We start from the raw sequence: 25,922 nt of genomic DNA, 5'->3' as shown, positions 1-25,922 counted from the left end.
ACTTCGTAGGAGTGATCGTTCAGGTTGCAGCAACCGCGCTACGCATTATGGTGGTCGCATGAAGTTCATCGCTCTCAATCGCGCGTCCGCCTTCCCGCTGATCTAAGCGGGCCGGTTTCGGCTCACTCGGCGGGTTTGCCGCCCGATGACCCACGCCTTTTTGAGAGACTTTATGCGAAACCAATCAGATCCTGCGCTCAGCGCAGATGAGATCGCCTCGTTCGTGCGCGACGGCTTCGTCCGTATCGATGGGGCCTTTAGCGAGCATGTCGCGGAGCAGGCCCGCGCCATCCTGTGGGAAGCCACGGGCTGCTACCCCGATGATCGTGCATCATGGACCCGGCCGGTCGTGCGCCTGGACCAATTCAGCCAAGCCCCATTTCAGGAAGCAGCAAATACGCCGATGCTGTGCGGGGCATTCGATCAGCTTGTTGGTGCTGGCCGCTGGTATCCGCGCGATAGGCTTGGAACCTTTCCAGTACGCTTCCCCGCCGAAGAAGCGAGCGGCGACGATGGTTGGCATATCGATGTGAGTTTCGGCTACGAGCACCCAGAGTTCATGGAGTGGCGCGCCAATGTCAGCAGCAAGGGACGAGCCTTGCTGATGCTGTTCCTATTTTCGGATGTCGGCATCGATGATGCACCAACCCGCATTCGTGTCGGCTCGCATGCCGACATCGCAAGGCAACTCGCCCCGGCAGGCGAGGTTGGCCTGACGCTTCGCGAGCTTGCCGCTGACGGATTTGCCGGCTCGGCGCACCGGCCGGAGGCATTAGCTCTGGGCAAGGCCGGCACGGTGTATTTGTGCCATCCTTTTCTGGTGCACGCCGCCCAACGGCATCGTGGAACAGCGCCGCGGTTCATGGCTCAACCGCCCCTGTTGCCGCGCGAGCCCATCTCTCTGTGTCGGCACGACGGGGACTATTCTCCAGTCGAACAGGCGATCCTCAACGCGATCTCGCGCCCGTAGGGGGTCTGATCGGCCCGTCTGCCTCAAGCTCGCGAGGGCGACAAGCGGACGGGCTGCAGACCACCCATTAGCTGCCGGCTACCGCCGCCCCAGCCGACGGCAGCTTTCGGGATCATCAGCCATCCGGCTAAATGACCGCAGTTGGGCGCTTTGCTGACAGGCAGCTGTTACCCAAACGTGCGCGGCTGCTTGTGGGCCGGTTGCTGAACGGCAGGTCCTGGCTAGGAACTGGTTATAGCGGCAGGTCCGCTTTCGGGCGGTCGCGGGACGGCGTCTGGCGGCGGAAACTGGTGGAAAGCAGACCTTGTCTCGGGGCCGCGTTCAAAGCCATATCGAGGGACCGCTAATGCCAGAGTTGTGAATATGAGTCAGGTTTCTTTCGAGAAGGGTTTGCCCTTCAGCGATGACGAACTTGAGCGTCTAGAAGGGCTGGTCGACTGGACCTTGCCACCCGACTACCGATCATTTGCAAAGGTGTATGGCGGAGCATTCGTGGGGGGTGAGGTGGACGGAAATAGCTCGCTTCCCGTGTTGTCATTTGGAACCTTCGATCAGGCTTGGCGGACATCCGCTGACGGCTCCGTGCTCCCTGACAACTTTCCGATTTCGTTCGCTCGCTGTGAGTTGGGAAATCTGTGGGTGTTCGATAGATCGGGTGCCGTCCATTACATAAACTTCTACTCTCGTCCGGCAGTAGCCGTGTTCGTTGCGACCAATTTTAGCGAGTTTCTAGGCCGCATTCTGATTAGTGGCGAATAGCCCAACAGCGGGAGCGGCTGGCCACCGATTGATGTCTTAGATGGGGTCGGTTGCGGACTGGCAGCTTTCAAACGCGCGAGTTCGAACAGCTGCCGTTTGTATCGCCCACGGTCGGCTGGCCCCTACCGACTCAACCCCAATCATTGGCGACTAAACGTGGGATGGCCGCTTCGGCCAAAAGCAGCCGGCGCTGTATTTTGCCCTTTGTGAGTGACCACCCGCCGCGCAACAGTGGACCGCCCAATGGAGCGGCCCGCCTGTTGATCCCTCAATCAGAGCATGCCTTGGGCCAGCAGTTCACGGGTGCGTCTCAGGGTCGAGAGGAGCGCAGCCTTGTAGCCCTGGTCGCTGGCGAACTGCGCTTGCTCGGCCTGTTCTTCGGGGCCGCCCGGGAGTTTGCCGCGCAGGCCCAGATAGCAATAGAAACGCAGTTGGAGCTCGCCCGCCTCATCCTCGAACAGCTCGTTGATGATGGCGCCTTCGCGCGGGCCGGTCACTTGGAAGAACGTGACCTTGGACTGCGGCTCCAAGGTGATGATCTCACGCAGATCCTGACCCGCGATGATCGCTTCGCGCAAGAAATGGGTGTCGCTCTCCTCCGTCACGTCGCATCGGGTGCACAGGCCCGACGGAAGGAACAGGCGGGCGTCGCGGGCCTTGGCTTCCAGCCCCTTCCACACCTGTTCGAGGGTGAGCAGCGTTTCCCCGTGAGGGTTCACGGGGACGGTTGCGGTCGAGTAGATCATGATGAGTTCCTTGTTCGGATGGTTCTTTCGGTGACGGGGTCGGATCAGGCGGTGATCTGCGCGACATAGTCGCGATAGGAGCGCAGCGGGCGGCCGAGCAGTTCGGTCAGCCGGTCAACATCACCCACCTCGGGGATCATGCCGTCGGTCTGGAAGCGCTCAGCCATCTGGCGCATGTCATAGGCCATCCAGTTCGGCATGAACTGGCGCAGGTTCTGCTCGAAGCCTGCGGTGTCGTTGCCCGGAAAGGCGATGGCGCGGCCTAGCACGTCGGACCAGATGGCTGCGGCATCCACCCCGGTCAGCGTATCCGGGCCGACCAGGTTGATCGTGGTCGTCGGCAGCGGCGCGCTCGCCTGTTCGCGGCGGATCAGCTCGATCGCGGCGACCTCGCCGACATCGCGTGCATCGACCATCGCCAGGCCCTTGTCGCCGATCGGCATCGGATAGATGCCATGGGCGGTCACAACGTCCTTGATGGTCATTTCATTGTCCATGAAATAGGCCGGGCGCAGGATCGTGGAGGGCATACCCATCGCCTCGATCATCCGCTCGACGCCGAACTTGCCCGCGAAATGCGGCACATTCACATAGACGTCGCTGTGGATCACCGAGAGATAGACGACCCGTTCGATCCCGGCGTCGCGGGCAACGTTGAGCGCGATCAGCGCCTGGGTGAATTCGTCCGCGACGACACCGTTCAGCAGGAACAGCGTGGAAACGCCCGGCATGACGGCGCGCAGCGAATCCACGTCCAGCAGATCGCCCTGGACGACCTCTACACCGACGGGCAGGCCAGCCTTGGCGGGATCGCGGACGAGGGCGCGCACGCCGGCGCCACGGGCGACGAGCTGTTCGACGACGTTGCGACCGATATTGCCGGTAGCGCCGGTTACGAGAATGGTCATGGGGGTCACTCCTGATAGGTTGAGCCGGTTGGCATGGCTCAATTTAGTGATCCACGCGGATGCCAATAGACGCTATATTTGGACAGATCGTCTCACAGGTGGAACACATGGATCTTCTCGCGCTCGCCGATTTCAATCTCGTCGCCCGGCATGGCGGGTTCGGGAAAGCCGCCCGCGCCGCCGCCCGCCCCAAGGCGACGCTGTCGCGCCGCGTGACCGAACTGGAGGCCAGCCTGGGCGTGCGCCTGTTCGAACGCGGCGCGCGCGTGCTGAAACTGACGGAGGAAGGACGAGCACTATTCGAGCGGACCGCCCTGCTGCTCACCGAACTCGATGAGACTGCTGGGGCGATCGCATCCGGCGGACATAAGCCTCGCGGCCGGTTGCGGGTCAGTGCACCTTTGCTCTTCTCACAGACCGCGATGGGCAAGATCGCCGCCGGGTTCGCGATGAAGTTCCCGGACGTGCGGCTCGAAGTGACGACCGAGGACCGGGCCGTCGACATGATCGAGGAAGCCTATGATCTGGTGATCCGCGTCAATCCCGCACCGGACGCGGCGCTGGTCGGGCGGGCGTTCCTGCACGATCGTCTTGTCGTGGTGGCCAGCCCGGGCTTGCGGCGACCGGACGACGCGCCGGTTCCAGCGATCGTGCGCGGGGCGATCGGACAAAGGAGCACATGGAAGGTCGCGACGGCATCAGGGAGATCGAGCATCGCAGTCGAGCCCATCCTCGGCCTGTCGTCGCTGGTGATGGTGCGCGATGCGGTGCGTATGGGAGTCGGAGTGGGCCGTTTGCCATTGTCGCTCGTCAGTCATGACCTGAGCGCAGGAACGCTGGTGCATTGGGGCGACGTCGATGGGCCGGCTACGGCCCTATGGGCTCTCTATCCCACGCGCCGGCTGCTCAGCGCGCGCGTCTCGGCCTTTCTCGACTTTCTGCGGGAAGCCTTCCCGAAAGGAACCCCAGACGAACTCGCCGCCTATGTCGAAGGACGTGGATCGAGTGGCGCAATCACCGCGCAAACAAGCGCGTAACGTCGGCTTTTGGCAACAACTGACGCTCACCCATTGGCATTGGAACCGCGGCTTCGTCCCAATCTTTGCCGGTCGCGAGAATTGCTAAGCAACCTGCCCTGACGGCGGCTTTCAAGATCGGCGGCGAAGTCCCTGAACGGCGAGAAATAGGGCGCATTCCCGCCCGGCCGCCTACGGCAACCCCTGCCCGGCCGCTTGTGCAGCCGGGGGCATTCAGGCGACTGGCGGTGGCCAATGCCGGGATCAGTTCAGCTAGCTATGAATGCGCTCAAAGCCAGCACCCCTAATAGCGGGTTCGTCCGCCTCTCGTGCATCGAGCAGCGAGCGCACGATGCATGCGACGGCGCCTCCCGCGACAGCGGCCCTTCTACCGAAGTGTAAGAAATCGACCTCCGCTCGATACTAATAGTGTGACAGTGGAGGTTGTTCGTCATGTTATCCAGCAAAGCGCTTCGCCCCGGAGCTGCCCGGACAATGGCATGCGTATTGATCGCCTGCAGCGGCAATGCCGCCGCACAATCCGCATCGTCGCCTGCGGGTGACTGGCAAGGAGTGCTGCGCTCCGAAGAACGCCAGACACGCTCCGCGATACACCTCGAGCAGAATGAACCGGGTGTTCTTACCGGCGACATCGATCTGCCTGACACCGGCCAATGGGACGTACCGCTGGAGAAAGTCACCTATCAGGACGGCGTACTCGCATTCAGCTATCGGGGCGGTTCCCGATCTTTTGAAGGACGCTGGGATTCTGCCGCCGCTGCCTGGGTCGGGAAGTTCCGCAACCCCGCCGCGACGTTCGACGTGGCGTACAAGGCGGGTTTTCTCGGGCTGCCGGTGCTTGCGGCTCTGAACGGATATTGGGAGGCGGATGCGACAATTCAGGGCCTCCGTCGCCGGTTCAAACTCCGCGTGACGACGAACGCGCATGGAACCTATGCTCTGATGGACATGCCCGAGCTGGTGCAGACCGGCCTGGCGGTGGTTTCGCTTGGGCTGCAGGGGCGCGATGTCGCGTTCGCCGTTCCCGCGCTCGGGATGCGTTTCGAGGGGAAGCTCGACCGCACCGCAGGATCGATCACGGGCGCATTCGATGCGGCCGGAACGGCGGTACCGGTCGAGTTCCGTCGCAACCCGTCCGGGGCGCCGCGCAGGACGCAGACGCCGGAGCCGCCCTATCCCTACACCGTGGAAGACGTCGCGTTCGCGAATCCCGCATCCGGCGGAGCGATGCTTGGCTGCACGCTGAATGTGCCGAAGGCGCCGGGTCCCCATCCCGCCGCCATGTTGCTGACCGGGTCGGGACAGCAGGACCGCGACGAGACGCTGGTCGGGCACAAGCCGTTCCTCGTCCTCGCCGATCACCTGGCACACAACGGCACTGCCGTGCTGCGCTGCGACGACCGGGGCGTGGGCCGCTCGACGGGGGAATATCGAACCGCGACACTGGAGGACTTTGCCGAGGATGCCGCTGCGGGAATCGCTTTCCTGCGCACGCGGCGCGAGATTGCACCCAGCAAGATCGGGTTGATCGGACACTCGGAAGGCGGCGTGGTCGCGCCGATGGTTGCGAACGGTCGCGCGAATGTCGCCTTTGTCATTCTGATGGCGGCACCCGGGGTTCCCATCGACGAGCTGCTGATGATGCAGGGAGAGGAAGTCGCGCGCGCGGACGGCGTGCCGGAGGCCCGGATTGCGCAGCAGCGGCCATTGCGCCGGGCGGTCCTCACAGCGATGCGGGACGCCGCCGACCCGGACGCCGCGCGCGCAGCAGTGGAGGCTTTACTAGTCGCGTACGGTGTGCCGCCCAAGGTGGCGAGGGCCCAGGCAGCGCAGGAGGCGTCCCCCGACATTCTGCGGATCATCCGAGCCGATCCCGCAGATGCAATTGCCGAAATGCGGGTTCCGGTGCTGGCGATCGTTGGATCGAAGGACAGACAGGTTCCGCCTGTGCAGAATCTGCCGGCGCTACGCGAGGCGCTCGCGGGACATCGCGATGCGACGGTGCGCGAGCTTCCTGGACTCAACCATCTCCTTCAGACCGCAGAGACCGGCGCGATGGGCGAATATTACGACATCGAGGAGACCATGGCTCCGCTGGCGCTCGACACGATCGCCAACTGGCTGGGTGAGCGCGGCTTCACTGCGGTTGACAACGCTGGCCGCTCACGTCGCTGACGAAGGAATGGTGGCGCGATGACAAAGGCCGAGCGCAACAGAGTCTTCGAGCAATGGCTCGCCGCCCACAAGGCGATCCTGTTCAAGGTCGCGCGCGTGTATGGCGCCACGCACGCCGATCGGGAGGACCTGTTCCAGGAGATGGCTCTGCAGGTCTGGCACTCGATCGATGCGTTTCGCGGCAATTGCGCGACCTCGACATGGATCTATCGCGTCGCGCTCAACAGCGCGCTCGCCTGGGACCGCAGCCACGGAAAACACGGGCGCGGCCGGCAGGATTTCGATGCCTCGACCGCGTTGTTGGAAGCGCCAGCTGCGCAGGATCCACGGCTTGAGTGGATTTATGCGCGGATTGCGGAACTCGACGACGTGAACCGCTCGCTCGCGCTGCTGATGCTCGACGGCTTCAGCTACCGCGAGATGTCGGAGATCCTGGGCCTCAGCGAGAGTAATGTCGGGGCCAAGATCAATCGGATCAAGGCGGCGCTCACCGCCCAGCTCGCAAGGGAAGAGCAAGATGGACTTTGACGAGATGATGGATGCCTGGAAGCTGCAGGACGAGCAGCCGCTCTACGGCGTGAATCGCGATCTCCTGCGCCTCGTCGTGCAGGGCGAGCAGGCCGAGCTTCGCCGCACGCAGCATCTGGAGACGTGGACGACCTATGTCGCCGGCGGCGTGATGGCAGCCGGCGCGGGCGCCGTTCTGTGGTGGTTCCTCTACTTCCGCGAGCCCGGTGTCGGCGCGCTCGCCGCAGTGCTCAGCGCGGGTGCGTTCGCCCTCTGGGTGGTGGCGATGTGGTTGAGCCAGCGTCGCCAGGCACAGCGCGAGCGCCGTTTCGGCAACACGCTTCAGGAGGAAGTCCGCCGTACTCTATCCGCAGTCGAGTACCAGCTGTCGATGGTCGGTCGCTGGACGTCGCTAATGCTGTGGTCCTCACCCGTGATGGTCGGCGCGTCGATTCTGTACTGGCTGATCGCCGAGATCAACGACAACACCTCGTTCCTTTTCGACGCAGCGATGATCGCCTTCATCGTACTCTCGACGATATGGACGAATGTAGAAACCAGCCGCAGGCGCAGGCTTGACCTTCTGCCCCGGCAGCACCGTCTCAGTGAGCTGTTGCTGATCCTCGATCGGGATTGATCCAACCTGGCAACCAACGGCGGCTTCTAGGATCGGCGGGTTGGCGTCTAAACGTCCGCAGTTAGGGCGCAAAGCCGACCTACTTTGCCTCTAGGTTTCAGCGTCATCGAACAGCGGCATTCCAGCTTTTGCGGGTTCGAAGTTCGACACCGTCACTCCGACCAGGCGCACCCCTTGCTCGAGTGGGTAGAGAGTGCGCATCAGATCGATCGATGTAGCTCGTATAGCCTCCCGGTCGCGCACGGTGCTGGGCTGCGTTCGACTGCGTGTCACCTGCCTAAAATCCGCGAACTTCGCTTTGACAGTGATCGTTCGACCGTATTGCCCACGTTCGGTGCACCAGACGGCCACCTCGTCGGCCATCTTGAGCACGCCCGCTTCGATGTCGGCAGGATCAGTCAGGTCGCGGTCGAACGTTGTCTCCGATCCGGAAGATTTGCGTTCGCGGCTCGGGTTCACCGGCCGGTCGTCATTGCCGCGTGCGATCCCGTAATACCACTCAGCGGAGCTGCTGAAATGGCGCGTGAGAAACTCGATCGATTGCGCCTTGAGGTCGGCCCCCGTCTCGATTCCAAGCCTCTTCATCTTGGCTGCGGTCACCGGACCGACGCCGTGAAATCTCGCGACCGGCAATTGCTCGACCCATGCGGGCCCCATTGCTGGGGTGACGGCAAACTGTCCGTTGGGCTTACGGTGGTCTGAGGCGAGCTTGGCGAGGAACTTGTTATAGGAGATCCCGGCCGATGCGGTGAGGCCAGTCTCTTCGAGTATGCGCACCCGGATTTGCCTGGCGGTCGCCCACGCGGTCTGCAGCCCACGCCGGTCCTCGGTCACGTCCAGATAGGCCTCGTCGAGCGACAATGGCTGGATCAGATCGGTATATTCCGCGAAGACCCCATGGAGTTGGGCCGAAACCGAACGATAGACGTCGAAGCGGGGCGGCACGAAGATCAGGTCCGGGCAGCGCCGTAAGGCGGTGACCGATGGCAGTGCCGATCGCACTCCAAAGGCACGCGCCTCATAGCTTGCCGCTGCGACCACGCCACGCGCCGCGGCGGACCCGACCGCGACGGGCTTTCCGCGAAGATCCGGATTGTCGCGCTGCTCTACGGACGCGAAAAAGGCATCCATGTCGATATGGATGATCTTTCGGACGATCGCATCGCTCATCGCATCGGGTTAGCCCATCTTGAACAAATATGGAACAAGCACGATAGGAAAACGGCGAAGTCGACGATTACGGCCTTTGCGGGCACCGCCTGACGCGGCACTGGGCCTCGCCTGTGCGTTTCCGAGCCAGTTGATGTTAGTCGAGGCCTAAGGGGGACCAGTTTGGCCCGCCCCGCAAATCAATCGAGGAGAAAGGCGAGCGCGAGCAGGATCAGACCAAAGACGAGCACGCCACGCTCGAACGGGAGCGCCACCTCCGATCGATTCGTTGCTGAGTTTGGAACACCGCCGCCATTGCGCCGCGTCATCTCATCGCGATGAATCTGGGCCAAGCGGATGCCGGGATCCCCATCTGGAGCCATCCTGTCAGGGCCCCCATAAAGCAACGGAACTTCGCTCAGAAGATCCTTCTCAAGGCGTTTCGCTGCCTCTGACCGCTGGCTGAGGCTGGCGCGAAACTCATCCGCGTTCTCCGGAGCCCTCACGGTCGCGCACCTAGGGGACGACTACGCATGATTGCGCGAAGTAGCTGCACGGATGATAGTGACTGCATTCGTCATTGATATGCCGGGCTGCTTTATCGATCTATGAACGCACGCCGGGTCTGGCCACTTGTTGCAACATTGGTGTCGCGCGGGCGCCCACGTCACAGCTTCAACCCGAGCGGCGCCAAAACCCCACGTCTGTCCGCTCGCGGATTGATCGCGCGAGCTTTGGCGCCGCCTCTTCGCGCAGACGCTCGTTCGGCGCAGTGCCCCTTTTACTCGCGCCCAGGCGTGAGCCGAAAGGATGGTCGCTGCAAGCTCGACCGGTTCGATCCGGGGCATGGCGGCATCATGGACATAATAAGAACAGCTTTAAGTCGTCGTTGCTGGGGGGGCTTGGCCTTCCGGCGTCGCGACGACATCCGTGGCGGCCACTTCTAAGGCCGGTGTCAAAGCCGCCTGGCCACAACGCTTGAATCCAAATCGCGGATCACCGCGCTGCACGCAAATCGCCGCTATTCCGCTCGCTCGGGCATCTGTTCCGTCGCCTCGTACATGGCGGAAACGAGTTGTGCGACCAACCTGTCCTCAGCCTTGATGCGACGGTCTGGATTGGCAGATGAAAGATCGCGTCGAACTTCGTCGGGCGCATTCGCAATCGCGGCGGTCAGTATAGCATTCGCCAGGAACGGGTGCATCACCTCGCCAAGCCTGAGCCTGAAGGATTCCTCTGTCGCTAAGCGACGCTGATCAACCATGGCGCGCTCCTTCATTTTTCCATCGCCTTTTCTGGGGAGTTGGCGGTGGGCAAGGCTTGGCGGGGCGTCGAGCGGGCGAGCGTCCGTCCAACAAGCTTCACGAACTCGTCATAGCGGAGCCGACCAAGCCGGTTGGTCTCGGCATCGAACGCCGGTTGATGCGCGGTGAGCGTGAGCTGGTGGCGAATGAACAGACCCAGGGCTTCGGTGAGATAATCGAGCTTCTGCTCCGTGCGGTCGGCGATGCGGTTCTGGCGGTCGAGGCGGACACCAAACCGCTGGTCCAGCTCATGGCCTGCGCGACGGTCGAACCACGCGGTCAACGCATCGGTGAGGATCGCGGTCTTCGACGACCCCGGCTGAGCTGCCATTGCGTCGAGTTTCGCCGACAGCTCGTCGGGCAGATAGAATTGATGGCGGGTCTTGCGCGTCTGCATGCCGCGCAATGTCTACCCTTCCTGGCTGGGGAGACAGGTACTCGTTGGTGTCACCGAGCACATTTGTGGTGACACTCAGACGCCAGCCAGCTCCGGACCCGGCCGCCGACGTCCGAACGACCAGCTGATCGAGCCGCCACGAACGATGCCGGAAACGTGTCGCCCGAGCTGGTTCTCGAGCGCCGGTCGCCACGGCACGAGCGTGAACTCCTTCGACTTCTCGATCACCGCGACCTTCGACGCGCCGATCTGCACGGCCCTGCGATAGATCCCCTCGATTTTACCGCCGCGATACTCGGTGTAGCCGAGCCCCAGTTCCTTCGAGAGCTGACCTGCCACCTGTCGCAGCTCCCGGCGGCGAAGCTCGTCCAGCATGCCCTGTTGGAACCGGATCACGTCGCCATCGCGCCAGGCAAACCCCTGCTCGATCAGCCACTGGCGGCGTAGCGCCAAGGCCTGGCGGACCTGCGCTCCGAACCCCCGCGCCAGCGGTTCGGGTGCGTCTGAGAGTTGCTGCTCGTCGAGCCAGGTCACACCGTCATGGCTGTGCTGCTGGTCCAGCCGCATCACGGAGAGGGTCTCAAGTTCGACCGGTCCAGCGGCGGCGGCGCTGCGCTCATGCGCCAGTACCTGTTCGAGGTGATCGGGCGCGATCTTCCAGCTGCCGTCGGCGAGCCGTTCCACCCCGACCCGGCCCCGGCGCAAGGCTTCGAGCCGCCGGACATGCGCCTCGGCAAAGTGCCGGCTGGCGCTGGCATCCCGACGCAGATGGTGCTCGACGCTGTAGATGCCGCCATTGGCGGATGCGATGTCGGCGATGGTGCGATCCACCTCCCGAACCTCGGGCACCCTCGGCACCACCCGAACGATCTCCGGATGGTCGAGCGTCTGGGAGACCGATCGGCGACCAAGCTCGACATAATGGCTGCGCCCGTCGGTCGCGGCGACGATCAGATAGTGACGATCGTGATGCTCGTCGGCGAGGCCGGTGGCGACGATCCGGCCAACCAAGGGCTTTCCCTCGGCGGGATCGTAGATCGCATAGTCCTGCGGCGGCACCTCGGGTGCGTGGCTCTTCATCTGCTCGTGCATTGTCGCGATCACGTCGCCGCGGCGGCCCATGGTGCGCAGCGTCTCCTCAAGATCGTCGGCGAGCCGGTAGCGCCCCTTCTCCCCCTCGGTCGCCAGCCCCATCCGTGCGAGCGTGCCCAAGCGCGCGGCGCGCAGGCTCTGCTCGATGCCATCCTTATTCCAGGACGAGACCAGCCCATCGATGTCGCGCGCGGCGAGCAGCCTGCGGTCGATGCTGGTAAAGCGCTCCTGCGCAATCTCGCGCTGGCGTGCTTCGAGAATCTCACGATCGGTGCGGGGTCCCAGATCGAGGTTGACCAGCTCGGCGGCGCGGGCGGCAAGACCGCGACCGATATATTCGCGCGCGATGATCAGATCCTTGCCATGATCGTCCACCCCGCGCACCAACACATGGCTGTGCGGATGCCCCGTGTTGAAATGGTCGACCGCCACCCAGTCGAGCTTCGTGCCGAGGTCTTGCTCGACCTGGCTCATCCAGCGCCGGACAAGCGGCTTGAGGTCGTCATACTGCGCGCCGTCCTCGGGCGCGACGATGAAGCGGAACTGATGGCGATCGCCCGCGCCGCGTTCGAGAAACGCGCGGCCATCGGCAATGTCACGGTCCGGCCCATAGAGCGTTCCTCGCTCGCCCTCGCGCGTCGTGCCGTCGCGCTGCAGGTAGCGCAGGTGCGCGACCGCTGCGCTCGCCCCCTTCCCTGCGAGCTTCACGAAGCGTGCTTTCACCACCACGCGACGCGCGCGAAATCCGGCGTAACGATCCGACGATCGCAGCACGCGCCCGATGCCCGAGGCGCGTCCGATCTGGCTACCGTCGAAGCGGCGCGCGCGCGTCGCTGAAGAGCGCGGCGCACCGCCCGCCAGATTGACGGCCTTGCGCAGTTGATGGGCGAACGGACGATCCGCGCCGACCCGGCCCAACCAAAGCTCGAAATCGTCGTCGGCCATGACGCCAGCCTCATTGACAAAGGTCGAATGAAGGCGCGCTGAGGCGGCCCTTCAAGGGCCTCCAATCGAGCATCGCGCAGAGCCGCAGAAATGCTGGGGTGGCGGGGTGCCGGCTATAATATTGGAGGCATGGCAATGGGCATGCCTCCACCGAAACCGACGTGCAGACGCCACTTACGGCGCCTCGTGGAGGCAACGCTTTTATCTTGCCTTACCCCATTCTCCTGCCCCCTCTCCTCCCGGCTCAAAAAACAGCCGGGACACGCCACCCCTCCCGGTGGCGCATCCCGGCGCTGTGCAGGCAGTTTCTCAGCCATCCGCAAAAGCCACAAGCGCGTCTTCACGGCCATCGAACGACCGCCTGGCCAGCATTGCATGTGGCCTGCCCTCGCCATCCACGATCATGGTCGCGACAAGCCACTGGCCGTCGAGACAGGCCAGAATGCGCACCCGATCAAGCTCGATGCCGTCGTCTTCATCGCCCAGAAACTGGCTGACCCAGCGCTCTTCAACGCGCGCATCCCAGGCAAAATCCATCTCTTCGGCAGCCATAAATCGACGCGCCAAAGCCTCGCCGGCATCGTCCCCGAACTCTATCCGCAAACCTGCGATCAATGCCGAAACCACGCGCTCCGACGGGACTGAAATGGGTTGAAAGCAAGACATGATCCGTTCCTTCGCTGTCGCCCTCCGATTTGAGGACCACAGTCGAACGACGGGCGGCGGAGCGGCTGTCAGGGCCGCCGGAGCGCCAGCGCAGGCGCCGCGAAGCGGACGCGGGGGGAGCCGATTTGCGAAGCAAATTGGGGGGTACCCGCGGGCCTTGATAGGCGCTTTGCCGCCCGTCATGCTTGGCCGACCGAGACGCCCCCTCCCCCGCTCACGATCATTGCGGCACCTTGCGCAGGAAGAAGATCGCCGCGCCATCCGCCCCGGAAGACGCTGAATCTGGCGCACGATCCGGGTTGCGGCGCACGACGAACATGCCGGGCCGATCACCCGTCGATGCCGCTTCCTGTGGCACTCTGGCACCGACCGCAGCCAGATAGCCGATGGTCTCGCTGGGCAGCGATCGCTTGCCCGCGAGCCACGCGCGATAGCGCGCAGGGCCTGCATTATAGGCGGCAAAACAGCCGGGATATCCGAAGCGATCGTACATCGCGCGCAGGTAGAAGGTGCCTGCAAGGATGTTGTCGCGCGGATCGTCGGGATCGGTGCCAAGCCCCAGGGTCGAACGCACCTCGGCCCAGGTTCCAGGCATCAGCTGCATCAGCCCCATCGCGCCCTTTGCGCTGCGGATCGGGCGGCCGCCAAGCCGGGTGCGCCCCCCGCTCTCGGCGCGCATCACGCGCTCGATCCAGTCGACGGGCACATCAAATCGGGCGGACGCTTCCTCGACATAAGGTCGCCAGCGCTCGACGCTGCGGGCGTGTGCAGGCGCTGCCGCAACCAGTGCGACGGCCACGAAAATCGTCTTCAGCGGCGCCATATCAGCACCGCGCGTCCGACGATGTCGGAGCCCTCTGTCACCCCGAAATAGCGCCCGTCGAACGACGCGGGCGCGTCCATCAGCAGCAGTTGCTGCCCACCAGACAGGCGAACACAGCCGCGCCACCACGGCATCGCCCGCCCCCGCGCGTCATGACGAACCCGCCGCGCAACCGCGCGGCCGTCGACGAGGATCGCTGCCCCCGAGGCGCAGACCTCGCTGCCTGCGACGGCGGCGACGCGCTTCACCAGCGGCACATTCTGCGGCAGATAGCCGCGCACGGCGGCAAGCCGCCGCCAGGGCAGCGGCATGCGCGCGACGACCATATCGCCGACTGCTGCACGCTTGCCGGGCTCAACCCGATAGAGCCCGATCGGCGCGCTCGCACTGGCGTTCCACAACAGCCGGGGGGCTGGCGGCGTAACGATCGTGGCACCCAGCGCGAGCACGCCAGCGCCGATCGCGAGGGCGGCAACGCGCAGACGCCGCGTTCGCTTGGCGGCGCGAAGGGCCTCGCCCCACGCGAACAAAGGCGCGTCGCCAGTCGAGGTCCGACGCGCACTCATGGCTCGATCTGCCGCGCGCTATGCTCGCGGCTCCAGTCGTCGAGATCCTCGATGTGATATTGGACGAAGCGGCTATGGCGCCGGAACACCGGCCCCTTCCCTGCCCGGCGCAGGCGCTTCAGACCGCGCACCGAGATCTTGAGATAGGCCGCTGCCTGATCGGTATTGAGGAAGGGCGAGCCGCGCTTGGCGCGACCGGCGCGATCGATATCGTCTGGATAATCCATTGAAGGGCTTGCTCCGCACCGAAGCGGCCCCATGCCGCTTCGCGCGGCACTTCATCTGTCGCAGCCGGCCCCCGCCGGGCAGGGTCGAAAACGCCTATGGGCGAATTCGACCCCCCGCCCCCCGCCCGAAACGGGCGCTCAGCCGGGCAGCGCGAGCCGTTGTTCGGCCAGGATCTTCACCTCGGACTGGAGCAGCTCAATGCGCTCGACGATCCAGTCGAGCTCCTCGCGGGTGATCTTGTAGTGCGGCGAGTAGCGCGCATTGACATAGGCCTGCTGCAACAATTCGAAGCAGCGGCGCGCGAATTTGGTGTCGCGCGGCCACACCGGAATGAGGTCGCGCGCGACATTCTCGGCCTGATCGCGCAGGAAATTGAGCTTGTGCGACTTGGGGCTGTAAAGCGTCAGGACGAGCAAAATTGTGTGATAGAGATGCTCGGCCGTCTGGTGGAGATTGAACGCAGCATACTTATGCTCGCCATCGGCAATGCCGTGCTTTGCGCCTTTCAGAAAAGCATTCGCACTGGCGAACCATTGATCGAAATGTGTCTGGGCTTCCGCGCGCGCGGCGGCAGGATCGAGCGCCTTCGGCGCATCGAAGGCGTTCCCGTCCAGCTGATACAGCGCGACGCCATCGCGCACGATATCGGCAAAAAACGGGCGACCGCGCGCGAGCTGATCGTTCACATCCTTGAGGCTGTGAACGATGAAATTGACAGGTGCGGAGAGCCGCTTGGCAATCGCATATTCCCGCGAGAGATGGTCCGCCGCCTTCGCCCAATAATCGAGCGTGTCGGTAAGGCGCTCGTCACTGACGACGACGAGGATATCGTAATCCGAATAATATCCGCCGACCGGATCGGCGACCCAGTCGCCACGCGCGTAAGAGCCGTAGAGGATCACCTTGAGGATACGGCCCTGCTTCTTCCACTGCTGGGTCGCAAGGCGCGTCGCGTCCTCGAACTCGGCAAACAGAATCTCGACGATCCGGTCGAGATCGCGGCGCTTGGCCGATGGAAGATGGTCGAGATCGGTTTTCATGGGCGTCGAATCCTAGCGGGCTTCTTGCCGAGAACAACGGCAACATGAAGCGAAAACGGAGAAAACCCCGCGCCCGAAGGCGCGGGGATCGGTACGCTCAGTCGGCCGGATTCCAGATGATGGCGTAGCTGTCGTCATCGGTCTGGCCGGCGGCACGGCCGAGATTGGCATAGAGCCGACGAGGTCCGAATTCAGGTGCCGCGAGGCTGAGCGACACATAGTCCTTGCCCGAGGTTTCGCTGCGGCGAAGCCAGCCGGCTCCCACTTCGACCCCGCCCGAAGTCACGCGATAGTCGGGCTGATTGTCGCTGGTCTTGCGATCGTTGGGCGTGATCAGGATGTCTGCCCGGATCGATAGGGTCTTGAGTTCGCCTTTGAAGGCGTTGCCGTCGCGAGTGACGTAACCGATGGCAGCCATGATAATTCTCCTTGTGCTTCGCCCCGCGGAATGCCGGGCGATGGGCAGACCAAGGGGACGGAGACAGCGGATCGGCGAACCCGAAGGGCCGCAGCGAACAGCGCAGGACCGGAGCGATGCGGCTCATTTGAAGCGAAGCGACCGCGAGGAGCCCGCCTCAGCGGGCGGGGAAATGAGTCGTCACGCGATGGTTTCGGACGGTGCGCGACCGTACCAGGTACATGCACAGGAGCCGGCCAATCCACGGGCGAGATTAGGAGAAAGCAATTCTACTGCCGAGGTCACTCACCGACGTGCAATTCAGAAAAGGTGGGTGCCCCTAGCTGTCGATCCAGCGCGACCCGCCAGCGCAACCGTAACTGCTAATAGCCTGAGAAGCGATGAGTGATCGAGTGTACGGACCAAGATTGCGTGCGCTGAGGCCCGAACATCCAAACGCTCGTAACCATGTCGTAATCACCGCCATCGTTCGCGGCTGCGTTCCGATCGGCAGCTTTGCGCCCCAATAGCGGTCACTGCGCACTAGTGTCACGCGCCCCGGAAGCGGACGTCGTGCCGTCAATCATATCGCGGGTCAGATGCTTCAATTTCTCAGGGTTTCGGACGATGTAAATCGCGGTGATCTTGCCGTCGCGTATATCGAGGGCGGTCGTTTGAACCACGCCCCGATCGATGCTGACGTAGCCGGGCAGCCCATCGATCTCAGCGGTATGCAGCAGTCGCGGCGCAGGCGCGTTCTTGCGTCGTAGCCCTGCGAACAGGCGCAGCGCGCGGTCAAGGCCACGAATGATGTTACGGAAGGCGAGAACCTTGCCGCCGCCGTCCGAATGGATCTCGACATCGTGGGCGAGTAGCGATGCAAGGGCCGCGGTATCGCCATCGCGGCTGGCATCGAAGAAGGCTTGCGTGATCCGCTTTGCCTCGGCCGCCTCGACGTTGAAGCGCGGCCGGGCAGCCTGAACATGCTTGCGCGCACGTGAGGCCAGCTTGCGGACTGCGGCGGGCTCACGGCCCAGCGTCAGCGCGACGTCGCTCAACGGCGTCTCAAACACGTCATGCAGTAGGAAGGCTGCGCGTTCGAGCGGCGACAAACGCTCCATCGCCAGCATCAGGGTCACGGTGATGTCGTCGGCTATTACCTCTTCGGGATCGCTGGACTCCATCAGCGGGTCGGGCAGCCACGGGCCGACATAAATTTCGCGGCGTGCGCGTGCGGATTTCAGGCGGTCGAGGCACAGTCGGGTGACCACCCGGGTCAGATAGGCGGCCGGTGAATCGATGCCGCCGTCGACCTGTTCCCATCGGAACCAGGCATCTTGCACCACATCTTCGGCTTCGCTGAACGAACCAAGCATCCGATAGGCCAGGCGGACCAGCCGCTTACGTTCACGCTGGAAATCGGAGAGGCGCGCGGCCTGATGGACCTGCCGACCTGCAGTCGCCTCGCCTTCGTTGCTCGTCATCGTGTGCCGCCTCCTTGGTCTGCCTGATGTGACGAGGCACGCAGCGCCAATGTGACATGCCTGCGCAAAAATCGAAACTCTTCACGCGCCATGTCACGCTGTCGCGGCCCGTGTCGTCAGTGCAGCGAGCGTCGATTGGACGCTGCTGCGAAGGGACGATGACATGAGCGAGATCAAACGGCTGGTATGGCACGAGGTGGCGCCCAAGGGCGCACAGGCGCTGTTCGGCGTACATCACTATGTGACGACCGGCACTAACCTTCCGGAAGAGATGGTCCACCTCATTTTCCTGCGGGTGTCGCAGATCAACGGCTGCGCGCATTGTATCGATCTGCACACCCGCGACCTGCTCAAGACCATGCCGCTCGACAAAGTCGTGCTGCTGCCGGTCTGGGCGGAAGTGCCGCACCTGTTCGAGCCCCGCTATCGCGCGGCGCTCGCCTGGGCAGAGGAGGTAACGCAGGTCAGCGAGACCCATGCTTCCGACGAAGCCTATGCCGCCGCGGCGGCGGTGTTTGAACCGCGTGATCTGGTCGACCTGACAATCGCGATCGCAGCGATGAACGCCTTCAACCGCCTCGGCGCGCCGTTCCGGCTGCCGGTCAGAGCCAAGGCCTGACCCACCCTCGATAAGTTGGAGTTACACCGCATGACCGAACGGTTGGATCACATGCGCCAGGTGCCGGCGCTTACGCAGAAGCTGACTGAGCTTTCCTTTGCGCTCAAGAAGGGCACCGTCGAGCAGACCATCTTGAGCTTGGTCGAGATTCGCGCGTCACAACGTAATGGCTGTGCCTTCTGCCTCGATATGCATGTCAAACAGGCCAAGCTGTATGGCGAGCGCGAGCTTCGCCTTCATCACGTCGCGACCTGGCGAGAGTCACCTTTGTTCAGCGACCGCGAGCGCGCCGCGTTGGAATGGACCGAAGCACTCACTCGCCTGTCGCCACCTGGCGTGTCAGACGAGATATACGCGCAGGCTCGCGCGCAATTTTCGGAAGATGAGTTGGTGTACCTCACTTACATGGTGATGGTGATAAACGCCTGGAATCGGGCTTCAATCGCGTTCCAGTCCGTGCCTGGTTCGCAGGACAAGGCATTTGGGCTGGATAAGTCGGGCCTGACTTGATCGAGTGTCTTTGACGAGCGGTCGCTCATAAGCGCTCAAATGCGATGAGCGGCCGCTCACTCGAGATCGCGGGGCGGCGGCTAAGCGCCCTACGATCGGTCGTCTGCCCTAACGTCCGCTGACCCCGAAAGCTGTCGTCAGTCGACCCCGCCGGCGCAACGACAGGAGCCGCCGTACAAATCCTTTGTATCTAGCCTGCCTTCGAATCCGGCGTCCAGGCTCTGATCGAACTTGTCGCTCGACCGACCATTTGTCAGAATCCATTCGAATGTCGGTTCCGAAGCGCCACCATTACGTACCCCAGATGATCCTGAACGGGTTCGCCGATGCGGACGGCTGGCTCTATTGGTGCAAACATCAGGAGAAGCCGACAATGGTTCGCCGCGCGCGCCCCGCCGAGGTCTTCCTCCAGAACCACCTCTACAGTACCCTTGCTGAGTCCGGCATCAAGGACCCGTCGATGGAGCGCGCGCTCTCGATCCTAGAAAGCGAGGCGGTCGGCGTGATCAACGCTATCACCGGGCCCGCTCGCCGCGGTCAGGTTCCGGTGCTGTCACAGGGGCAGATGCGGCTCTGGTACCTGTTCTTCCTTATGCAATGGCGCCGCACGCCCGAGAATCAGCGCGCCTGCACGAGCGATGAAGAAGCGAGCCGCATGATCGATGAGCTTCTCGATGAGCTGCGCGCCGCCTTGCCGCATCGCCTCGCCGAGATTGAAACCTATGCGACCCCGGAGGCCAAGGCCCGCACGATCCGTAATGTCCGCGTACAATCCCTTCTCGGGTTCAAGGCCAATGTAATGGGAGTGCTGGAACGCCGCGGCATCGCCGTGCTGCGGATTTGCCAGCCGCGGAAACAATTCATCGTCGGCAGCCGACCCGTGGTGAAGCTCACCGCGCCGGGATGCACCGATCTCAACGACCCGCGTGTCGAGATGTGGTTGCCGGTCGCCGCGGATATTGCGGTCGGCGTCGGGGCCGGGGATGGCGGCATCACGCTCGTTCACACTCGCGACGAGACACCAGTGCGGCAGCTAAATCTGTCGATCGCGAAGCAGAGCGGGACGATCGCCGCCGGATCAGCGACACTGGTCCAGTCCATCGCAAACCCGCGTTAAATGAGTCACGTCTGCTCTGTGCCTCAAGATCGGTCATTCGACTCCATTCATAGATTACCCAAAAAGCGGGCGTCAGATTGATTTCGCTCGAGGGTCATGTCGCGAGAACCATTTCGTGCATCGGTGCCGCACCTGTAGACAAGCGTAATGAGCGAATCTCCCGCGACGATCTTTGCCGGCCTGTCACGCGTTACCTATGTTGGCGAACCGCTGGATTTGGGGCACGGCATCGTCCTACGATCCACTTACGCTCATCTTTTCGCTGCGAACATGATGGCGTTTACCAGAGCACCCGAAGGAAGGCCGCACCCGCCGCCGTGGCACGCCGCAGGGGGCGGGTTCGGCTACGACGTCGAGGTCGAGCTGGCGGTTCCCACCGCAGGCAAGCTGCCGAGAGGCCTGAGCGCCGAGGACGCAATCTGGCTGATCGCCGCGCTCCTGCGGCTAGGCCAGTATGCCTATCTTATGGTTCCCGTGATTTCCGACGTCCCTTTTGATGCCGCCGCCACATCCGAACGCGAGCCGTCATTGCAACCGTTCGAAGTCGAGCCGCGCATCTTCCACGCCGGCGCCGAGGAGATCGCCCGGCTGAGCGTCGAGACGCTGTCGTGGATCAAGGACGTCTGGCCACGCACTGCCGAGTTACTGCGCACCTGTCCGCCGTTGAACCTCGCGCTTCGCGCGGCCGATGCCTGCACCGTCCGCGGCCGGCCTGCATCCGCTCTGCTGACCGCCTGGGGCGCACTCGAGGAGCTGTTCGCTCCATCGCGCGCCGAGCTCCGCTTTCGCGTATCGGCCCATATCGCCGCTTATCTCGAGCCGGCTGGACCGAAGCGCCTCGAGACGTTCAAGACTGTCGCGAACCTCTACAACGCCCGGTCGAAAGCCGCGCACACCGCGCAGGACGCCGACCTCGGCGCGCTGGTGCAAAGCTTCGTCCTGCTGCGGAATGCGCTCATCAAGATGGTCGACGAGGGGGCGGTGCCCAGCCAGGCCGACCTCGAACGGCTTCTGTTCTGCGGCGAGGCGGGAAATATCTCATCGCCCGCATGATCACGCTGCTCGCCGACTCTAACGCCCTGCGCCACCCCGGCCTTAAGGCCTATCTGCAAGCGTCGCGCGACCATGCGATCGCGCTGTCGGACCAGACCCTAGTCGAGATGCGAAAGACCAGGGCGCTGTCGACCTCACGGGAATCGCTGCAGATCGTCGCCTACTATCCGCAGCAGTCTTATGCCCTGCGCCGCACCCACGAGATGCTGGGCGAAAACATTGCTTCCAAAGAGCAGGCTCACTTGTTGTTCGACTATGAGGCGACGGCCTACCTGACGGACCTGTCCCGCCGACTGCTTGTACTACCGTCACCGCTCGGCCTGGCCGAAGAGATGACGCAGCACGAGGCGGATGCGCAGTTCATCATGGCGCGGCTGACCGAGGAAGTGTCCACGCTCGAGCCCGGACTCGTCTCTGCGGCAAAGGACTTCACGCAGGCCGAGCTCATGCAAATCCGCACCATGAAGGACGTGACGGACGGCACCCGCCGCAAGCTCCTCGATCTTCTCAAGGAGACGACCGGCAGCTTCATCCTGCAGAATCAGGAGCCCGGCCGCCGCGCGCCGATGCTGCTGCGCGACGCCATGGGCCAGTTCGCCTTCCGTTACTCGTTGTGCATGCTTCTCTATTACATGGAGTGGGTCCGCATCGGACGACAGACGGGCAAGAAGTTGCCGCTCCGCGTCAACGATGTCGTCGACATGCAGCTCGCCGCCACGGGCACATACTTCAACGGCGTGCTGAGCGCCGACGCTAACCTTCAGATCATCTCCAACACCGCGCGCGGCGTACTGCGCGGCTCCGGCGCCTATGTCGGCGAGGATTGGCGCGTGCCGCAGCCCGCGGAGGAAGGCGACCGCGCGATCGGCGATGCAAGCCCGACCGATCCGGGTTAGACTTCGCCGATGCGCTTCCTCGCCAACGGTCCCTCGATCCCCGATGATCTCCTGATCGCGCGTGATGCGGGCGACGTGATCTTCTTCTGTGGCGCTGGCGTCTCCCGCCACCGCGCGGGCTTGCCCGACTTCCTCAAGCTCGGCGGCGACGTCATCGAGCTGCTCGGCGCCAGCAACAAGAGCCTTGCCCGCAAGCTGTTCCACCGGATCGAGGAGCTCGACCCGATCGACGGCGTCGGCGGCTTGATCGCCACCGACCGCATCTTCAGCCTGCTCGAACGCGAGTTCGAACAGCGCGATGTCCAGAACGCCGTCGCGCGTGCCATAAAGCCTGCCGAAAATCCCGACCTCAGCGCGCACCGGACCCTGGTGGACTTGTCGCGCGGCCGCGACGGGACGGTCCGGCTGGTCACAACGAACTTCGACCTGCTCTTCGAAGCGGCCGCGCCCGGGCTCGCCTGCTCGGGACCGCCATTGCTGCCCGATCCCCGCAGCGTCGGCTTCGGCGGAATAGTTCATCTCCACGGGCGCGTGGATGCCAACTATCACGGCCCGGGCGACGAGGAGTTCATCATCTCCAGCGCCGACTTCGGCCGCGCCTATCTATCCGACGGCTGGGCGGCCCGATTCATGCAGTCGCTACTTGCGCGCTTCCAGATCGTCTTCGTCGGCTATGGCGCCGATGATCCGCCCGTCCAGTATCTGCTCGAGGCGCTTAATCTCCACGCCGGTAACCGCAGCCGGCTGTTTGCCTTTCAGCCGGGCAGCAACGTCGACGACGCGGCGCTCTGGGAGCATCGCGGCGTGCGGGCGATCCCGTTCGACAACAGCAAGGGCTATGATCCCCTGTGGGATAGCCTCGCCGCTTGGGCCGAGCGCGCACGCGACGTAGATGGCTGGTACGCCGGGCTGCTCGAAACCGCGTCCGCGGGACCCGCCGCGCTCGACCCACATTTACGCGGCCAGATCGCCCTTGTGCTGTCGACCCGTGAAGGCGCCCGGCGCGTCAGCATCGCCGAGACACCGCTGCCCGCCTCCTGGCTGCTCGCGCTCGATCCGCGCCAACGCTTCGACAAGCCTGGCCCGATCGACCCTTATGGCGACTCCGGCGAGCGGATCGATCCTTACGAGAGGCTAGCGCTCGACTTTGACACACCGCCACAGCCCGCCGACGAGGACGATGGGCTTCGCGACCGCGAAGTCCCCGAAGGGTCCTGGAGCGCGTTCGCGCCGAGCCGCTTCGATCAGGAGGATGCACAGGAAACCGTGTTCGGCGAGTTCTGCGGCGACCGGGCGAACCTCACCGGACCGCTTAGCACCCGCCTCCACCATCTCGGCGTCTGGTTCCACCGCGTGGCCCATCAGCCGGTCGCCCTGTGGTGGGCGGCTGCGCGCGGTCCGCTGCACCCGCGCATTGTCGAGATGATCGAAGCCTGGCTCCGCCAGGACCCGGATCGCTGGCCCGACGACATCCGGCGCGGCTGGCGCTTCCTGATCGCAAGCTGGTCCGATCTCCGGATAGACCCCGACCGGGGCTATTTCGACCTCAATCAGCGGGTTACGCGTGAAGGTTGGTCGGAAGCGCGCGTGCGCGACTATGCGGCCCTGTTCCGGCCTCTGCTGAAGGTCGACCGCAAGTTTGGCGTAACGCATCCGCTCGCCTGGACGGACAGCGACCGTCCCAACCCACTTGTCTCCTACGATGTCGATTATCCGCATCCCTACGAGCTGCTGGCCATCCCTGACGAGCAGCTGGCCTATGCGGTCACGCGCTTCCGCGAAAACCTAGACCTTGGACGCTCGCTTGAGGCCGAAATCTCTGGCCACGACCATGTCTATTTGCAGACGACGCGTCCCGACGACGGTGCCGCCCCGATCGGCTATGACAGCTATGGCCTCACCGGACCCATCGCGCTGTTCCTCCACCTCATGGAGAGGCTGGTCGAGATCTCGCCCGACCATGCCTTAGGCGAGATCGCGCGATGGCCGGCGGACGACCATTATATCTTCGGGCGTCTCCGCATCTGGGCGGCAAGCAAGGCGATCGTCCCCCCGGGGAATGCGGCTGAGATGCTACTCGGCTTCCCCGACCACATCTTTTGGGGCTCGGAGCAGCAGCGCGACCTTCTCTATGCGATCCGCGACCGCTGGACCGACTTCACGCCCCAGGATCGGGCGCGCTTCGAGCAGCGCATCCTCACCACGACCTTCCCCTGGTCGGACAGCACGCGCGGCGGAAAGGCGCGGGCGGAAGCCCATTACCGCCTCGATCGCCTGCATTGGCTGTCACACCAAGGCGTCGCCTTCTCGTTCGATGTCGAGGCGGAAATGGCTTCGCTTCGCCCGATCGCGGAAGGATGGTCGGAGCGCTCCGGCGAGGAAGCGGCCGACTCGCACGCGCCGGTGGTCCGCAGCATCGACACCGACGCCGACCCGCGCCTGCTCGAACAGGCGCCGATCGGAGAGATACTCGAGCGTGCGCGGCAGGCCGGCCAGTCCGACTTTTTCGACTATGTCGAGCGCCGCCCGTTCAACGGCCTCGCCGAGCAAAAGCCGGCACGGGCGCTCGCCGCCCTTACCGATGCCGCGCGCAAGGGCGAGGTTCCGGTCTCCTTCTGGACCGCCTTCCTCCATGCCGAGAAGCGCAAGACCGATTCCACGCGACTCGCCCGAGCGATCGGCGGCCGCCTCGCATCGCTGTCGCCCAATGCGCTGAGCACCCTCGCCTATCCGGCGGCCGAATGGTTGCAAGGCTTGGGCGAGCGCCTCTTCGGCGAGCTCGCCTCGGTGCTGGACAGCCTGTGGGACCCGCTCATGGCCGCGCTGCCGCTGCGCGACGACGACCGCAAGCACCGCGTCGACAGCAGTTGGGCGAACGACGCGCTGAACGCGCCCGTCGGCAAGCTCGCCAGCCTGCTCATGAAGGACCCGTCGACCAAGGACCGTGCGCTCGGCCAGGGGTTCCCGGAAGACTGGACGCGACGCCATGAGCAACTGCTCGCGTTGCCGGGCGACATGCGCCGCCATGCGCTTGTGATGCTCGGGTTCCAGATCACCTGGCTCTTTGCCATCGCCCCTGACTGGACCAAAGCAAATCTGCTCACGGTGGTGGACGACGAGGGCGATGATGGCGACGCGCTGTGGGACGGCATCCTTTGGGCGGCCCGGGCGCCGAGCCGGGCGCTTTACGAGCTGCTGAAGCCGGGCCTTCTCGCCCGGGCCATGTCGCCCATGCGGCGCCGCGCCGAAGCCAATGTCGTCAGTGGCTTCCTGCTGATCGGCTGGGGCGGGGATCCCGATGCCGATCCCCCCGAGCAACTCGTCACCAGCGCCGAGCTGCGCGAGATCCTCGTCGAGAGTGACGAGGATTTGCGCGGACAGATATTGTGGCATCTCGAGCATTGGTCGGCGGACCCCGCAGCCAATTGGCGCACTCGCCTGGTACCGTTCCTGATCGACGTCTGGCCGAACCACCGTGCCGTGCGGACACCGGAAATGTCGGCACGCCTCGTCGACCTTGCGGTGGCGAGCGGCGACCTGTTCCCGCAGGTCGTGCAGGCAGTCGTGCCGCGGCTGGTGCCGGTGCGCGGGGGAATGCTGCGCGGCTTCATGCTCCGCTCGGAGGCGGAGGATCATCCCGCCCTGGTTTATCCCGCCGCCATGCTCGAACTTCTCTGGGCGATCCTTGCCGAGGACGCGACGGTCTGGCCTTACAAGATCGAAGAGATCCTCGACGTCCTCGCCGAGGCGTCCGAGACCCGGGCTGATCCCCGCCTGTCAGAACTGCGGCGCCGGCGCGCGGGTTGAACGATCAGCGGAAACCTGGCGGTCAGCCACCGGCACGATTCACGCCCTTCGTTGCCCCACCCGGCTGGTGTCTGCTTTCGCAACGCACTG

At 64.1% G+C, this 25,922-nt stretch carries 26 protein-coding genes; 12 read left to right on the top strand and 14 right to left on the bottom strand.

The window, feature by feature from the left end:
- Nucleotides 1-145: 145 nt before the first annotated feature.
- Nucleotides 146-970: a phytanoyl-CoA dioxygenase family protein gene (locus tag FPZ54_RS03760; protein WP_222428347.1), complete on the top strand. Its 825-nt coding sequence runs from the start codon at nt 146-148 to the stop codon at nt 968-970.
- A 363-nt stretch (nt 971-1,333) separates the two neighbouring features.
- The gene (locus tag FPZ54_RS03755; RefSeq protein ID WP_145845116.1) at nt 1,334-1,729 is read left to right on the top strand and encodes an SMI1/KNR4 family protein; all 396 of its coding nucleotides are present in this window, start codon (nt 1,334-1,336) and stop codon (nt 1,727-1,729) included.
- A gap of 272 nt (nt 1,730-2,001) precedes the next feature.
- Here the strand turns inward: FPZ54_RS03755 and FPZ54_RS03750 are convergent, their stop codons facing one another.
- Together FPZ54_RS03750 and FPZ54_RS03745 are read right to left on the bottom strand one after the other, a co-directional pair.
- On the bottom strand, nt 2,002-2,475 hold the full coding sequence (locus FPZ54_RS03750) for an AtaL-like protein (RefSeq protein ID WP_145845115.1): 474 nt from the start codon (nt 2,473-2,475) through the stop codon (nt 2,002-2,004).
- 44 nt (nt 2,476-2,519) lie between these two features.
- Nucleotides 2,520-3,383: an SDR family oxidoreductase gene (locus FPZ54_RS03745; protein WP_145845113.1), complete on the bottom strand. Its 864-nt coding sequence runs from the start codon at nt 3,381-3,383 to the stop codon at nt 2,520-2,522.
- 107 nt (nt 3,384-3,490) lie between these two features.
- Here FPZ54_RS03745 and FPZ54_RS03740 point away from each other — a divergent pair, with 107 nt between their 5' ends.
- The 4 genes from FPZ54_RS03740 (at nt 3,491) to FPZ54_RS03725 (ending at nt 7,739) form a co-directional block, all read left to right on the top strand.
- On the top strand, nt 3,491-4,420 hold the full coding sequence (locus FPZ54_RS03740; protein WP_145845111.1) for a LysR family transcriptional regulator: 930 nt from the start codon (nt 3,491-3,493) through the stop codon (nt 4,418-4,420).
- Nucleotides 4,421-4,894: 474 nt separating this feature from the next.
- Nucleotides 4,895-6,595: an alpha/beta hydrolase family protein gene (locus FPZ54_RS03735; RefSeq protein ID WP_186456908.1), complete on the top strand. Its 1,701-nt coding sequence runs from the start codon at nt 4,895-4,897 to the stop codon at nt 6,593-6,595.
- Between the two features lie 18 nt (nt 6,596-6,613).
- On the top strand, nt 6,614-7,123 hold the full coding sequence (locus FPZ54_RS03730) for an RNA polymerase sigma factor (protein ID WP_145845107.1): 510 nt from the start codon (nt 6,614-6,616) through the stop codon (nt 7,121-7,123).
- Nucleotides 7,113-7,739 (top strand): hypothetical protein, encoded by a 627-nt coding sequence (locus tag FPZ54_RS03725; RefSeq protein ID WP_145845105.1) that lies wholly within the window; start codon nt 7,113-7,115, stop codon nt 7,737-7,739. Before FPZ54_RS03730 ends, FPZ54_RS03725 begins: the two co-directional genes overlap by 11 nt.
- A gap of 90 nt (nt 7,740-7,829) precedes the next feature.
- Here FPZ54_RS03725 and dinB read toward each other — a convergent pair whose 3' ends face one another.
- From dinB to FPZ54_RS03665, 12 genes are all read right to left on the bottom strand, one after another.
- Nucleotides 7,830-8,909: a DNA polymerase IV gene (gene dinB / locus FPZ54_RS03720; protein WP_145845104.1), complete on the bottom strand. Its 1,080-nt coding sequence runs from the start codon at nt 8,907-8,909 to the stop codon at nt 7,830-7,832.
- Between the two features lie 179 nt (nt 8,910-9,088).
- The gene (locus FPZ54_RS03715; RefSeq protein WP_145845102.1) at nt 9,089-9,394 is read right to left on the bottom strand and encodes a hypothetical protein; all 306 of its coding nucleotides are present in this window, start codon (nt 9,392-9,394) and stop codon (nt 9,089-9,091) included.
- A gap of 515 nt (nt 9,395-9,909) precedes the next feature.
- Complete coding sequence (locus FPZ54_RS03710) at nt 9,910-10,167, bottom strand: hypothetical protein (protein WP_145845100.1); 258 nt, start codon at nt 10,165-10,167, stop codon at nt 9,910-9,912.
- Entirely contained in the window at nt 10,164-10,589 is a 426-nt protein-coding gene (locus tag FPZ54_RS03705) for a CopG family transcriptional regulator (protein ID WP_145845098.1), read from the bottom strand. Before FPZ54_RS03705 ends, FPZ54_RS03710 begins: the two co-directional genes overlap by 4 nt.
- 75 nt (nt 10,590-10,664) lie before the next feature.
- Complete coding sequence (gene rlxS / locus FPZ54_RS03700) at nt 10,665-12,626, bottom strand: relaxase/mobilization nuclease RlxS (RefSeq protein WP_145845097.1); 1,962 nt, start codon at nt 12,624-12,626, stop codon at nt 10,665-10,667.
- 309 nt (nt 12,627-12,935) lie between these two features.
- Nucleotides 12,936-13,292, bottom strand: coding sequence for a hypothetical protein (locus FPZ54_RS03695; protein ID WP_145845095.1), 357 nt, complete (start codon nt 13,290-13,292; stop codon nt 12,936-12,938).
- Nucleotides 13,293-13,512: 220 nt separating this feature from the next.
- Nucleotides 13,513-14,115, bottom strand: coding sequence for a lytic transglycosylase domain-containing protein (locus FPZ54_RS03690; protein WP_145845094.1), 603 nt, complete (start codon nt 14,113-14,115; stop codon nt 13,513-13,515).
- The gene (locus tag FPZ54_RS03685) at nt 14,103-14,681 is read right to left on the bottom strand and encodes a S26 family signal peptidase (RefSeq protein ID WP_145845092.1); all 579 of its coding nucleotides are present in this window, start codon (nt 14,679-14,681) and stop codon (nt 14,103-14,105) included. Before FPZ54_RS03685 ends, FPZ54_RS03690 begins: the two co-directional genes overlap by 13 nt.
- On the bottom strand, nt 14,678-14,908 hold the full coding sequence (locus tag FPZ54_RS03680) for a helix-turn-helix domain-containing protein (protein ID WP_145845090.1): 231 nt from the start codon (nt 14,906-14,908) through the stop codon (nt 14,678-14,680). The genes FPZ54_RS03685 and FPZ54_RS03680 overlap by 4 nt, the downstream gene beginning before the upstream one ends.
- 138 nt (nt 14,909-15,046) lie before the next feature.
- Complete coding sequence (locus FPZ54_RS03675) at nt 15,047-15,949, bottom strand: HEPN domain-containing protein (RefSeq protein ID WP_145845088.1); 903 nt, start codon at nt 15,947-15,949, stop codon at nt 15,047-15,049.
- 97 nt (nt 15,950-16,046) lie between these two features.
- Complete coding sequence (locus FPZ54_RS03670; RefSeq protein ID WP_145845087.1) at nt 16,047-16,367, bottom strand: DUF736 domain-containing protein; 321 nt, start codon at nt 16,365-16,367, stop codon at nt 16,047-16,049.
- Nucleotides 16,368-16,879: 512 nt separating this feature from the next.
- A complete protein-coding gene (locus FPZ54_RS03665; RefSeq protein ID WP_145845086.1) occupies nt 16,880-17,830 on the bottom strand; it encodes a sigma-70 family RNA polymerase sigma factor in 951 nt (316 codons plus the stop codon).
- Nucleotides 17,831-17,993: 163 nt separating this feature from the next.
- Between FPZ54_RS03665 and FPZ54_RS03660 the strand changes: the two genes are divergently transcribed.
- The 6 genes from FPZ54_RS03660 (at nt 17,994) to FPZ54_RS03635 (ending at nt 25,832) form a co-directional block, all read left to right on the top strand.
- The gene (locus tag FPZ54_RS03660; protein WP_186456907.1) at nt 17,994-18,449 is read left to right on the top strand and encodes a carboxymuconolactone decarboxylase family protein; all 456 of its coding nucleotides are present in this window, start codon (nt 17,994-17,996) and stop codon (nt 18,447-18,449) included.
- Between the two features lie 30 nt (nt 18,450-18,479).
- Entirely contained in the window at nt 18,480-18,959 is a 480-nt protein-coding gene (locus tag FPZ54_RS03655) for a carboxymuconolactone decarboxylase family protein (RefSeq protein ID WP_145845084.1), read from the top strand.
- 268 nt (nt 18,960-19,227) lie between these two features.
- On the top strand, nt 19,228-20,076 hold the full coding sequence (locus FPZ54_RS03650; RefSeq protein ID WP_145845083.1) for a DUF4238 domain-containing protein: 849 nt from the start codon (nt 19,228-19,230) through the stop codon (nt 20,074-20,076).
- A gap of 147 nt (nt 20,077-20,223) precedes the next feature.
- A complete protein-coding gene (locus FPZ54_RS03645; RefSeq protein ID WP_145845082.1) occupies nt 20,224-21,129 on the top strand; it encodes a hypothetical protein in 906 nt (301 codons plus the stop codon).
- Nucleotides 21,126-22,025, top strand: coding sequence for a hypothetical protein (locus FPZ54_RS03640; RefSeq protein ID WP_145845081.1), 900 nt, complete (start codon nt 21,126-21,128; stop codon nt 22,023-22,025). Before FPZ54_RS03645 ends, FPZ54_RS03640 begins: the two co-directional genes overlap by 4 nt.
- A gap of 9 nt (nt 22,026-22,034) precedes the next feature.
- Entirely contained in the window at nt 22,035-25,832 is a 3,798-nt protein-coding gene (locus FPZ54_RS03635; RefSeq protein WP_145845079.1) for an SIR2 family protein, read from the top strand.
- The last annotated feature ends 90 nt before the right edge of the window (nt 25,833-25,922 follow it).

Origin of the sequence: Sphingomonas suaedae (assembly GCF_007833215.1) — a bacterium.
Classification (GTDB): Bacteria; Pseudomonadota; Alphaproteobacteria; order Sphingomonadales; family Sphingomonadaceae; genus Sphingomonas; species Sphingomonas suaedae.
This window is presented reverse-complemented; position numbering and strand designations above follow the sequence as displayed.